The sequence below is a fragment of the Pedobacter cryoconitis genome (assembly GCF_003259615.1).
Classification (GTDB): Bacteria; Bacteroidota; Bacteroidia; order Sphingobacteriales; family Sphingobacteriaceae; genus Pedobacter; species Pedobacter cryoconitis.
Map to the genome: position 1 here is coordinate 94,226 of NZ_QLLR01000011.1, position 13,296 is coordinate 107,521.

General features: G+C 40.3%; 9 protein-coding genes. 2 read left to right on the forward strand and 7 right to left on the reverse strand.

From position 1 onward, the window contains the following. Positions 1-42: 42 nt before the first annotated feature. Positions 43-3,441, reverse strand: coding sequence for a glycosyltransferase (locus LY11_RS12935; protein ID WP_111634089.1), 3,399 nt, complete (start codon positions 3,439-3,441; stop codon positions 43-45). A gap of 172 nt (positions 3,442-3,613) precedes the next feature. Here LY11_RS12935 and dinB point away from each other — a divergent pair, with 172 nt between their 5' ends. Together dinB and LY11_RS12945 are read left to right on the forward strand one after the other, a co-directional pair. Further along, complete coding sequence (gene dinB, locus LY11_RS12940) at positions 3,614-4,717, forward strand: DNA polymerase IV (RefSeq protein ID WP_111634090.1); 1,104 nt, start codon at positions 3,614-3,616, stop codon at positions 4,715-4,717. Positions 4,718-4,779: 62 nt separating this feature from the next. Next, entirely contained in the window at positions 4,780-5,355 is a 576-nt protein-coding gene (locus tag LY11_RS12945) for a pentapeptide repeat-containing protein (protein ID WP_111634091.1), read from the forward strand. 52 nt (positions 5,356-5,407) lie between these two features. Here LY11_RS12945 and LY11_RS12950 read toward each other — a convergent pair whose 3' ends face one another. The 6 genes from LY11_RS12950 to LY11_RS12975 form a co-directional block, all read right to left on the reverse strand. Continuing rightward, on the reverse strand, positions 5,408-6,580 hold the full coding sequence (locus LY11_RS12950) for an esterase-like activity of phytase family protein (RefSeq protein WP_111634092.1): 1,173 nt from the start codon (positions 6,578-6,580) through the stop codon (positions 5,408-5,410). Positions 6,581-6,716: 136 nt separating this feature from the next. Beyond that, positions 6,717-7,508, reverse strand: a complete 792-nt coding sequence (locus LY11_RS12955; RefSeq protein ID WP_111634093.1) for a M12 family metallopeptidase — start codon at positions 7,506-7,508, stop codon at positions 6,717-6,719. A 221-nt stretch (positions 7,509-7,729) separates the two neighbouring features. Next, positions 7,730-9,553 carry a cytochrome c peroxidase gene (locus LY11_RS12960; RefSeq protein ID WP_211321543.1) on the reverse strand — a complete coding sequence of 608 codons (1,824 nt, stop codon included), beginning with the start codon at positions 9,551-9,553 and terminating at the stop codon, positions 7,730-7,732. Beyond that, positions 9,540-10,931: a purple acid phosphatase family protein gene (locus LY11_RS12965; RefSeq protein ID WP_111634094.1), complete on the reverse strand. Its 1,392-nt coding sequence runs from the start codon at positions 10,929-10,931 to the stop codon at positions 9,540-9,542. Before LY11_RS12965 ends, LY11_RS12960 begins: the two co-directional genes overlap by 14 nt. Before the next feature lies 1 nt (position 10,932). Further along, positions 10,933-12,015 (reverse strand): phytase, encoded by a 1,083-nt coding sequence (locus tag LY11_RS12970; protein ID WP_111634095.1) that lies wholly within the window; start codon positions 12,013-12,015, stop codon positions 10,933-10,935. An 11-nt stretch (positions 12,016-12,026) separates the two neighbouring features. Continuing rightward, a complete protein-coding gene (locus LY11_RS12975) occupies positions 12,027-13,289 on the reverse strand; it encodes a right-handed parallel beta-helix repeat-containing protein (protein ID WP_111634096.1) in 1,263 nt (420 codons plus the stop codon). Positions 13,290-13,296: the final 7 nt, after the last annotated feature.

The window sequence follows — 13,296 nt, forward strand, 5'->3', positions numbered from 1 at the left end:
TTAATGTATATTATTTTGGTAATCAATAAGGTAAACAAGGCGCTAAGACTGCTCTTTTACATTACCGGTACGTTTTAGAACTCCCCAGCCTTCCAGCTCCCCTTTCAACGCTTTACGTACAGATCTGAATAAAACCAGGTACATTAGCTGCCTCCAGTAAAAACGTTGCGGGATGATATAAATCAGTTTTTTATAAGACTCTTTCTCCATTCTGAAGGCGATCCCTGCAAAGAACAAATCTACCAGGATAAACACACAATAGAAGAAAAATACCTGTCCAAAACCATTATCAAGGCTCAGCAAGCTACCCATTCCTTCTAAGGTAAGTGAATTTACGGAAGATAAAGAAAACAGCCCGGTGATAATAGAAAGCACCATAAAGAAATCTGCCAGCGGAGAAAATAATGGAAGTATAATTTGATAAATCAGGATATTAGGCATCCCAACCATTCCAAAATAACCATATTTCTTATTCAGCAGCGTTTTCCTGTTTTTCCAGAAACTTTGCATCACCCCAAAACTCCATCTTAACCGTTGTTTCAGCAGCATATCCACAGTTTCAGGAGCCTCAGTATAAGCAATTGCCGTATCGCAATTTTTCACGACATAACCAGCTCTTAAAATACGCATCGTTAAATCACAGTCTTCCGCAAGTGTATCGGTCGTAAAACCACCAACTTCCTGGATCACCTGTTTTCTGAAAGCACCAATCGCCCCTGGTACTACAGTAATGGTATTTAAAATATCAAAGGCCCTTCTGTCCATGTTCTGCGCAGTAATGTACTCAATAGACTGCCAGTTGGTAATCAGGTTAATCTTGTTCCCAACTTTCACCGTACCCGCTACTGCGGCAATATCTTCATCATAAAAATAACGCATCAATTCAGTGATGGCATCAGTTTTCAGCTGCGTATCTGCATCAATACAGATTACAAAATCAGCTTCAGCAAGTGCAATACCAAAGTTCAAAGCAGAAGCTTTACCACCATTTGGTTTAGTATATATTTTGATATTCTCCAGGTGGCTGAAATGTTCCTTAACCAGTTCAACTGTACGATCTGAAGAACCATCATCCACAAAGATGAACTCCGCATTAGGATAGGTTGTTTTCAGCAAACTGTTTAAAGTTTGTACTACGGTCACCTCTTCATTGTAAGCAGGAATGATAATACTTACTTTCATTGCCGGATCTTTCAATAACAATAAGCTATCTTTTTTACCCGCCATTTTCTGTTTAACAGCTAAAATAGCAATGAAGATACTTCTCAGCATCGCTAAAATAATAGCCATGATGAAAACGTAGTTCAAAATCAGTGTTCCATAAGAAAACACATTCAGGAACAACGTATTTCCTGAAGTGATAAAGCCATTTCCACCAGCATTAACCGGAGGCATCAGCTCATCTTTTTTCTTGCCGATCAGGTTTCCGATCGTTACGAATTCATACCCCTTATCCTTGAAATATTTGATGATTCTTGGTAAAGCTGCTACAGTTGCCGCGCGGTTACCGCCAGCATCATGCAAGAGCAGTACATTTCCATTGTCCTGGTATTTAACAACTGCAGCAAAGATTTCATCCGCAGTAATTCCAGGCCGCCAATCCTGCGGGTCAATAGACTCCCCGATATTGATATAATTCTGGTCCCTGCTCTGTGCTACCGGAAGAATCTCCGCCGAAGTTGAAGGCTCTGCATCCGCATTAAACGGAGGCCTGAACAGAATTGTACTATGTCCGGTCACAGACTCAATCAATTTTCTGGTGGCATTCAACTCAAAATTCACCCTTTCCGGCCCTACTTTTGACATGTCGGGATGGAAGAACGTATGGTTACCGATTTCATAACCCAGGTTAAATTCTTTCAGTAAAAGGCCCATATTCTGCTCCGCCATAATCCCTACGACAAAGAAGCTTCCCGGTACTTTCTCTTTTTGTAAAATATCAATGATCTGAGGAGTATATACCGGATCAGGTCCATCATCGAAAGTCAATACAATTTTCTTTTCGGCATGACCATATCTGCGGATCGTATATTTTGTAGGCAAATCGACATAAGTCTGATCTGCAATCACAAAATTCTGAGTATCCAGTTTCACATCGATCTTCCCCTGTTTAGGAACGGAAACTAAATCCAGTATCTCCCCTTCACCAGAGTAATCAATTCTATCATTTAATCCGATATGGGTTAATCTTTTAATATCTACGCCACTTTTTCTTACCGAATCAATACTCAGATCTTTAGAAATGAAAGACCATAACCTTGGATCTTCTGCACCCATACGCCAGATTGCGATACCGGCAACATCCCAGTCATCAGCCTTTCTGATCAGGTTAAAATTAGTTGCAGCATCTGTAAAAAACACCTGGTGATGTAAACCTGACTCATCAGTATAACTATAGTTCAGATTCGCTGAGATTGGATTATACTTAATTTTTCCACCATATCTGCTTGCATTGGCAATAGCCTGCTGATAAGTAACATTCTTTCCAACATCCTGATCCGGCCAGTCATAGCCATAACAAGCAAGCGCAAGGATAACTTTTTCAGAAGAAATCTTTTCACAGATCTTATCCAGTTGCTCTTCTACCCATTGCTGATGGGAAATATCACCAGCGTTACTGCTTTCGCTATGCTGATCATAAGCCATGATAAAAATATAATCATTATACATGGATAAAATCTGCAGGTTATAATCATCATTTTCCGGTGAAATATCCTGTGTGACGATCAGGTTCTGCGCATGCAGTTTATCATATAAGTTCTTTTGGAATTCGGCCAGCGGGGCATCAGACTTTTCTTTAATCTCTTCAAAGTCAATGTTTACACCGTGGAAACCGTATTTCTTTAACGATTTAATCAGGTTGGCAATAAATCTGTTCTGCAAAGGCTTATTTTGCAGCAGTTTGTGAATAGCATTTCCATCAAAACTGTCTTTACTAAAATTGGAAACCATCGCAATGGCTACCTTCTTATGCTTGTTGATGACCTGCATCGCCTCTACATTGACCTGATCAATTAAAGTATCAGCACCGTTCTTGATAAAGAAAGACTCTGTAACTACCATATCCAGCTGTTTGATATGATCTTTTAAATCAGTCAGCGACTGCGGGTCCCAGTTCACATAAAAACCAGCATTGATCCTGGCTTTGTTATTCGGGTGTTTAAGCCTGTTCAACTTTTGATGCTCCTGTATATGAAGCAGCTTCTTTTTAGAAATTTTGAAATCTGAATACGTTTTTGATTTCTTGATCTGCTCAATCTGTTTCTTGCTTAAAGTAGCCGTACTATTGATAATGGGCAAATTCGGATAATGATTAGATAGCAGCGTATAAGCTACACAAGCAGATGCAATAATAAACACAATAAAGAGCATCCTGGTGACCCATTGAAAAGTTATCCATCTGCTTTTCTTTGAGGTTTGAAAAATTTGTTTTCCGGGCATTTGAGAAATAAATAATTATTATTCAAGATAAAACTATAGCCACTCCCTGCTTGAGGCATGGGAAAATATTGAGTGCGCCATAATTAAAAAAATCCTAATATTGGTCAAATATAAGGAGAATTTGACAAAAAAACCGGAGATAATAGGGAGATTTACCGAACCAGAATTAACGATGTCAGATCCAGCAGAAAAAACGCTTCAGCGAAAAATAATTCACATAGATATGGACGCATTTTATGCGACTGTAGAACAGCGTGATTTCCCCGAATACAGAGGTAAACCTATTGTAGTCGGCGGTTCTCCTGATGGCCGTGGCGTGGTGGCGACAGCAAGTTATGAAGCGCGTGAATTTGGCATCCATTCAGCCATGTCCTCTCGCAAAGCCATACAGCTTTGCCCCCATGCGATATTCGTATATCCAAGGTTTGATGCCTATAAAAGTGTATCAGTCAGCATCAGGGAGATATTCAGACGTTACACAGACTTGATTGAGCCACTTTCACTGGATGAAGCCTTTCTGGATGTCACTACCGATAAATTGAACATTGGTTCTGCGCTGGAAATTGCCAAACAAATAAAAGATGCCATTAAAAATGAACTTAACCTTTCTGCCTCCGCAGGAGTTTCCAGCAATAAATTTGTAGCCAAGATTGCTTCAGATATGAACAAGCCAGACGGACTGACCTTTATCGGCCCCTCTAAAATCAATACTTTCATGGAAAAGCTGCCTGTAGAAAAATTCTTCGGCGTAGGCAAAGTAACAGCAGATAAAATGAAGAAGATGGGCCTGTATAATGGAGCTGATCTTAAAAAACTATCCGAACAGGAGCTGATCCGCAAATTCGGTAAAACAGGCAAATTCTATTATAAGATTGTCAGAGGGATTGATGAGCGCCCGGTACAACCCCATCGTTTAACCAAGTCGCTAAGTGTTGAAGATACTTTTGGGAAAGACCTGGATTCCAATGAAGAACTTGTTGCAGAGCTGGAGCTGATTGCCGAAAAAGTAGCGGAAAGACTAGAGAAAAGCAGGTTAAAAGGAAAAACACTGACACTGAAAATCAAGTTTGATGATTTTAAACAACTCACCAGGAACACCTCATTTCCTACGGGGGTAGCCGATTATGCCACGATTATTACTGCAGCAAAAGAGCTGTTAATCAAAGTGGAGACGGACGACCGGAAAATCCGCCTGCTGGGTATCACAATCAGTAATTTCGGAACCACCATTAACCCGGGTAAATTTACAGATCCTGATCAGCTGGAATTGTTCTAGCTTTCGCAGATTATGCTTTAATTTGCAAAATTATCATTCCATAAAAAGAGAAAACCAATTGTATGGCACAAATATTTGTAGAAGAAAAAACATTTGAGAAAATAGACTTTACTAAAAATCCATTGGAAAAAGGTGAATATGAATATTGTACTTTTAAAAAGTGTGATTTCTCCAATGCAGACCTTTCAGGTTTCGTCTTTTTGGAATGTGACTTTTCAGGCTGCAACCTGAGCCTGGCTAAACTGAATAAAACAGCTTTAAGAGGTATTAAATTCAAAGATAGTAAGCTCATGGGACTATCTTTTGATAGTTGCAATGAATTTGGACTGGAGCTTACCTTTAACAATTGCACTTTGGATCATTGTTCTTTTTACCAGGTGAAACTTAAAAAAACAACCTTTAAAGACAACAGGATTCACCAGGCAGATTTCACAGAAGCCGACTTAAGCAGCTCTGTTTTTGACAACTGTGACCTGAGCAGAACAACATTTGAAAATACAATACTGGAAAAAGCGAATTTCACCAGTGCTTATAACTATACGCTTGATCCTGAACTAAACAGAATCAAGAAGGCTAAGTTCTCCATGGCCGGAATATCCGGGCTTTTAGCGAAGTATGATATTGATATTAAAGAATAAAAATTCTGATAAAAGAGTCTACTAATTCTGATAAAAAGGAACCTGTAATTGATTATGGTATGACCTCAAACAACATGAACTGGCTTTGCTCCTTCTGATTAAAGTTATTATCCGCTACAAAGATTATAGTCTGATGTCCGTTTGGCAACACAGGCCCTATAGTTGCCCCTTCAATATTGTCGATATAAATACCCAGGTCATCCATATTTAAAAGCATTTTCTTCTGAACAGGATGACTTGCCGGATTTTCTTTCAAAGACTTTGTATTGATCACGTTTGCTGCCCCTTTAAGCTCTGCAAGGAACACTTTAATAGTCGTACCTTTTTGCCCGGTAGAATAAGAACGTTCAGTAACCAGCATGCGCTGGTTGCCCAGCCAAAGAATATCAGGAATACCATTCACATATTCCTCCCCTGGTTTTGATGTCGGCAAGGCCACAGGTTCCAGCTCATAAGCATATTGCCCGGTATTCTTTTTAGTCTTTAAATCAAACTGGTAAATTCTGACAAAGGCATTATTTCTGATCCCTACTTCCGCGCGCGGCCCATCCTGATACAAAGGTTCTTCCAAATTTACATATAGCGTGCTGAAATTATCCGCAAAAGTAAGTCCTTCTAAAACACCGTTTCTTCTTGGCCCGCTTTCTGTACGCTGCATCCTCAGGTTATCGGGCAGCGGAATCGTATCTATATAACTTCCACTGGTAGATATAATATTGATAGTCGGGTCAATCATTACAGTATCACCTGCTTTCATCACCCGGTCCCCCTCACTCGTCCAGTACAACTGCCTGGTTTTCCCGTTATAACGCATAGCCTCCGGATCTGTAGTCCGGGTAGCACCTTTGCTCAATTTAGGATAGGCCGTGCCATCTTGCTGATAAAGAGTATTTACAGCTATCATATTAACACTATTAATCCCGGCAGCAGATAACGCAATTTTCGCTGTATAAAACCTGGCCGGGTTAATAGCCGACCGATCATCACTGATCAGGTAATAAACCTGCTTTACAGGGTCAAAATCTATAGCCGACAAACCACCAACGGTAGTTCCTTTAAATTGCTGGTTATGCGGCAAAACATAAGTATTGATATATTTCAGGCTGCTAACAGAAGCGATCTCCTGTTGCTGAGGGCTTACATTTTTATGCACTGCACAACCACCTAAAGTTAAGGCAATCAGTAAGCTAAAGGCTATTTTGGAATAGGTATCACGTTTTGCCATAAAAACTGAATAGCTGGAAATTTTATTGTTTCCAGTAAAACGCTGCTAATATACGGTGAGAACTAAATAAAAAAGGATGCTTATCAAATAAGCACCCTTTTTTAAAAATAACAATTAATTGATTAACTCATACTTATTAGCCCCTTCCTGGATAGTAAGTCTTCATATATAACACATCTTTTGCAGAGATAGTCGTGTTATTAGCTGCAATAGTTGTATTGTTTGTGGTAAAACGGGCTTCAACCGGATAGTGCATAATTGACGAAGAATCATAAGCTGTGTAATTTAAGCCTGTTCTTGATTCTACCGCTAATACATTGAAATCCACGTCTGCTTTAGACCAGTTATTAGGAGGTCCCATGTAATAAGCATATACCGCCTGCGTATTCCATGGAATATTAGCATCGGGGTGAGACTGCTCATGGTTAAGCCCTAAAGCGTGACCAAACTCATGGGTAACTGTTCTTCTGAATTCAGTGTCACTGGTATTGTCATTAAACCAGCCATAGTTCATTGAAGGGGAATAGTTTTTAGATACCTTGCCTACATAAGACCAGGAACCGTCATTGGCAAAAGCAACTTTAATATCAGCTGCGGCATTGTCTGCAACAAACGAAAAAGTAACATTTGCAGAAGTTTCCCAGCTTTTGGCATACTGCTTAACTTTACTGCGGACATAAGTTGATCCCCCAATAAATTTCACTTTAATGGTGCTTCCATTTGTCCAAAGCTGGTTTGCGGGGCCATTCGCTTCCGTTTGCGGACCAGTGCGCACCGGCACTTTCATCTGGCAGCTAAAATCTGTGTGTAAGCCTGTTTCCTGAACTTTTTGATCGTTCTCAACCGGCGCTGAATTCTCTGCATTTTTCTTACAGCTAGTCAGGCAGAACAGTACCGCAGTACTGATCAGTAAAAATTTGTTTTTCATGGTAATAGATTTAGTTGTATAGGTATCAGCAATTTATGAATATTATTTTTATTACAAAACAATATTTGAAATTTCTCTCAATATTTTGTTCAGAATTAAATTGTTCTGTAATATTTAGAAAAAAAAGTGGCGCTCAATTGATTAAGCGCCACTCTTAAGAATAAGGGATGTTATTTATTAATTAACTTCTTCCAGGGTAGTAATTCTAAAATTAGATATGATTACAGCTTATCCGTTAATGATTTCAAAAAAGAAACGAGGTCTTGTTTTTCTATTTCCGTCAGGTTCAGTGGCTTAGAAGACAGCGTTTGTCCGGGCAAGTCCATTCCCAAGCCTGCTCCACCACCCTTATTGTAAAAATCAACTACCTGGTCTAAATCCTGAAACACCCCATTGTGCATATAAGGAGCGGTCTTTTCAACATTGCGGACCGTAGGTGTTTTAAATGCGGCCTGGTAATAACTAATGGGAAAAAAGTTATACCTGCCCCGATCATGGTCTTGCTTAGGGTGCTGAAAGTCTGCATTTTCAGGAGTACCCAGTATTTCGTACTCCGTTAATTTATAATACGGAGGGATCAGTCCGTTAAAAAGTGGTGCAAAATGACAGCTTCCGCATTGCCCTTTCCCCATAAACAGATTAAAGCCTTTCAATTGACTGGCATTCATAGCCTTGTGATCTCCACTGATATACCTGTCAAAAGCAGAATTAAAAGGCGCAAGGCTTTGCACATAGGCCGCTAATGCAAATGCTATCGCATCCATAGTAACTGTATTTTCTTTAGACAACAGCAGCAAATCTTTAAAATCACGCCGATAAGTTACTGACTGACTGACCCTTTCTACAATTACCTGATGTGATCCATTCATTTCCTGCGGATTAGCAATAACTGCTTTAATCTGATCTTTTAAGCTTTTAACACGACCATCCCAAAACTGGCTATATTGAAAACCTGCATACAATAAGGTTGGCGCGTTTCGGGAAACATTACTTTTACCGTCAAATGCCATACTGGTTTTAAAAGGCTCGCTAAAATATTGGTTAGGATGGTGGCAACTCGCACAGTTTCGCTTCAGATTTCCTGACAACGCTTTTTCCAGAAAGAGCTTTTTTCCAAGAGCTGCAATTTTAGTATTTGTTTTTACTGCCTCAGGAAATACAGTTATTGGGATGGCAACCGGACTAAAAATGTTTTTGGCGTTGTAATTCAGGGCACTTTGCGTATTCAGGTCAGCCTTTGAAAAACTGATAAAGCCGGATAGCTGTTCTTGTAAAGGTAAAGCGTAGCTGGTTAGAAATCCCATCCGGTCAAAACTATCAAAATCAGGATGTTGATAGAGGTAAGCTGTCGTCCTGTCCAGACTTTGGATAAGGGAAGCTGATCCCGGGCCTGCCTGTTTCAACAAAGGTAATATGGCTTTTTGAATAGCCCGGATACTATGTTCAGCTTCTGCTATCCCACTTTTTAATTCGGGCGCATCATATCCAGTAATACTTAAGGTTATAACTCTAATCAGCTCTAAACGTACACTTTCCAATATCTGAGAATCTGTCGCGGTAAAACTATAAAGTAAGGAAGGCAAGTCTGAAGCTGAGCTTACCAGTAACTCTGCCTGTGCCATTAATTCTTTTTGATGAGTTGCAGGTTGCGTATCGAATAATAGCGCCTCTATCACCTGGAATCCGGAAGGCTCCTGGTATTCCATATAAGGTTCCTCGACCTCTACTTTTGCGGGTTTATTGTAAATCAATGAAGAACTCTGGAAAAAGTAGTCCAGGAAAAATGCAATTCTTTTATAGGCTAAACGGCTGTTTTTTAAGGCCTTTTTAGCCACGATGAGACTTTGAGGGCTTTCATTCAATGCTGCGATTGCGCTTTGCAGCTCATTCGTGCTTTGCGAAAACAGCTTGAAATTAACTTTAATGTCTGCCACCAAAGGAGTTAATCCCTTACTGTCTGTTGATTTCGCTAAACCTAAAACAACAGACAGACAGGTGATCAATAATAAAAACTGGATAATAAGCTTCAGTTTATTTCGGTACATGGGCAACGCCAGCTTTCTTAAGAATAGTGAACTGATCGCGGATTTCTCCATCTGCACAAATCCATTTGAGCTCTAAACGGTTACCTTCTACTTCTAAAACACTCGCTCCACCGTGTTCTGCATCAGAAAAATACATTGCATTGTGCGGGTAAGTTGATTGTTTACCGCCCAGTTTCCCGGCAGAACCACTTACCACATAAACTGTCCCTTGCTGATGGGCAGGATCTTTCTGATAAGGAGCAGAATCCGGACTTCCATCATTTTTTCCCGAAGAAGTACTTAAGTTATATTTTTTAGCATCAAAAGTATCAGATGGCCCATAATGTCCTTTCATCATCCTGCTGCGTTCATAATCATGACTATGTCCGTTTAGCACAAGGTCTACCCCTTCACGCTCCATGATACGGATAAAGTTTTCCCTGATTTTCACCAGTTCTTCTTCCTGATCTGAATTGTGTGAACCCATAGTATAAGGCGGGTGATGCCAGAAAGCTACAATCCAGCCTTTATTTTTATTGGCAGCCAGATCTTTTTTTATCCACTGCACCTGCGGGCCCAGGGTATCATATAACCGGTAAGTCCGGTCTTCTTTTCCATAAGAGTCCAGCGAAAGGAAATGTATGTTTCCAATATCAAAAGAGTAAAAAGCCTGGGTATTTGAAGGTGTTCCGCCCGATTCACCATGAACAGGCATAGAGAAGTTCTGGTAATAAGCAGTCTCATGAGTCTCCTGCGCATGTTTTGCCGTCAGATCCGTATCATGGTAATCATGATTTCCCGGCGTTGGGAACAAAGGATACTTTTTCAGCAGGTCATCTTTGTAAATATTAAAAAACTTACTCTGAAATTCTGAATCCGTTCCGTCAGAATAAGCATTATCACCCAGTAAAATCCATGCAGTGAGGTCATTGTTACCTGCATATTTAACAATCTGTTCTTTGACCCTGCGCTGATTGATAGAATTATCGCCGCAATCCCCTAAAGCAGCAATGCGATAGCGTCCAGCTTTTCCAGGTTCAGGCAAAGTAGTGAAATAATTATCCTGATTGCCCTGCAAAGTATCTTGAAGGCCGCCAATCGAATAATAATAACGCGTTGCAGGCTTCAGTCCTTTCAACTGCACCTGATGTTCTGTTAACAGCGTACGATCTTCAGCCGCCTGATCGAGCTTAGCCAGGCTTGTGCCATAACGTACTTTACTTCTGGAAGAAACATCAGTTCTCCAGCGGATTAATATCCCGGTACTGCTGGCCACTTGTAAATAAGGGCCCCGGATTAGCCTGACAGGTTCGGTTGCCGCACCTTTTTGTTTTTCCTGTGCACAGAGCGCTAAACTCAGCGCACAGGAGAAAAATAATACTACTGATTTCTTAAGCATCTTAACGATTTATTTTAAGTTTTTTACCCGCTATATCTTCCCAACGGTAATAATGAAAAGTTTTATCATCACTCATTACTACAAATAAGCCATGCTTAAAAGTCTCATTCAAAGGAACGTTAACGACTTCTGAGCCATCACTATGATTGGCCAGCACCTTCACTATTTTCAGCAATTCATGTGCATGGGGATTTTTGGCTGTACTTGCTCTGTTAAAGATATGAAATTGATTTGCTCCCTGGTCTGATACTAAAATATAGCCTTCGGTCGCTGAGGTTTTATAAATAGAAATACCTTCATGATCTTCTTTAAAGCCTGTTGTTGCAAATAAAGCTAATTCTTCATTTCCTTTTTCAGGATCTGCATAATATTGACGCACGCCGAATTGTTCGTCCGAATAATAGATATAGCCCAGTTCGTTATCGACAGCGATAGCTTCAATTTCCTTTTTACCGCTATACTGACCAAATTTCCGAACCAGTTCTGCTTTAACATGCCCCGTTCCATCGTCAGTTAACAGGTATTGCCAAAGGTAAGTACCGTCTTTAGGGCCCGTTTTACGGCCAACAATAGCGTACATTTTTCCAGCTTTACTGGTATAAACCGAAATCCCCATCAGATCTCTGAATTCTGGTGCCGTTTCTCCTTCAAACATCGGAAGACCTCCGTGATCGACCGCCTTCATATCAGGCAGAGAAAACAGGCGGAGTTTATGGGTAAAACGTTCTGTAGTAACCGCAATATCAGTAGCTTTTCCATTGAGCATCAATCCGTAAGCAACGTCTACATTATTTGGACGTTTAAGTCCTTTCACGACCAGGTTATGCTGAATCTTGCCTTGCAGATCAAAAACATATAATCCGCCTTCAGTGGCTTTGTCAGTCCCGATAACAAGACTTTTTGAAGCATCCTTCGGATTGATCCAGATCGCAGGGTCATCAGAATCAAATTGTACTTTTTCTGAGATCACTGCGGGCTGAACTATTGCTGAATCTGCAATAACTGCAGCGGTATTGGTAATTTTCTGACTACAGCCTGCTGCTAAAAGCGGCAGCAAAAGAAATTTTACAGGGTATTTTAACATCGTCTGATTTATTATTTTAATCCAAATGCGCCAATATTGACAGATGGTGCTGGTGAAGGATAAAGGATGCCGTTAACAGTCAATCCATCCGGGAAATTACGTACAAAAGCTGTTGTTCCTTTATTTAAAGCTGCCGAGCCTGGCAGTAAATGGAAATCCCAGCTTTCATCTAATGTCGGGTTGTCTGTAGCGGTATTCAGCGGGTAATTTGCAAATTTAGGATCATTCTCCCCTGCCAGTTTACCAATCACATCATTTGTTCCGCCTACAATATCGGTTTTGGGCTGAAACTGATCAACTGTAACCTGACTATAACCATAATATAGAGAATTTTTGAAAACGGAACGTTTATCCTCAGTAAGTTTCAGATCTCTTTTAATTCCAAATCGGGTATTGGCGAATAAATTGTTATACAGCTCTGCATACACTGCAGATTCTAACCATACAGAACCACCTTTTGCTGTTGGTCTTCTCCAGCCAGTGTTCAACATCGTATTGTTATAAGCCACGACATGCGCTTGCGGAGTGCGGTCACCAACATTAGAAAGTTTAAGTGCATTGGTATTGGTTCCGTAAAACAGGTTATAACTCACATCTGCCAGACATCCTGATTTGATGTTAATTCCTTCCCCGCCTACTAAACCAGTACTGTAGAACCTGTTATTGGAAAAGATAATCTTTCCGCCTTCGATATAAGTACAATCGTCTCTGAAATACCGGAAAGTACTGTTAGTAACTACCAGTTTCCCTTTTACGTTGGCAAACCATAGTGCTGGTGCATTCTGTCCGCTGATCCCTTTATACAAACCCATTTTTACTGAGGTTGAGGCTTCAGTTGTCGCTCCGCCACCATATTCTATAATTGTATTATCCAGCAATAGTTCCGTGCAGCTTGGTGCCGCAAAGATCCCTCCCCAGAGTTTACCATATTTATTGGCGGCAGTTCTGTAGTTTTCCTCTACGGTGATTTTAACCGGGCTTGCCGCGCTTCCCATGGAATATAAATTCCCCAAAACGATAAATTCTGGTTTAGAAATAGTATCCATAATCACCGTCACTCCTTCTTCGATCGTTAATGTTTTAGTGGCAGGAACAATAATATCGCCAGTCACTCTTACAACACTTCCTTTGGTCCAGATCCCGAATACTTCACCCGAAATACCATTTCCATTTTGTGGTACCGGTGAAGTATCCACATCTATATTTGCCTTTTTACAGCTGGTAAATAGTGCAATCATTAAAACTGCTGCTATCAAAAATCTATTTAAGTTCATCTTGTTT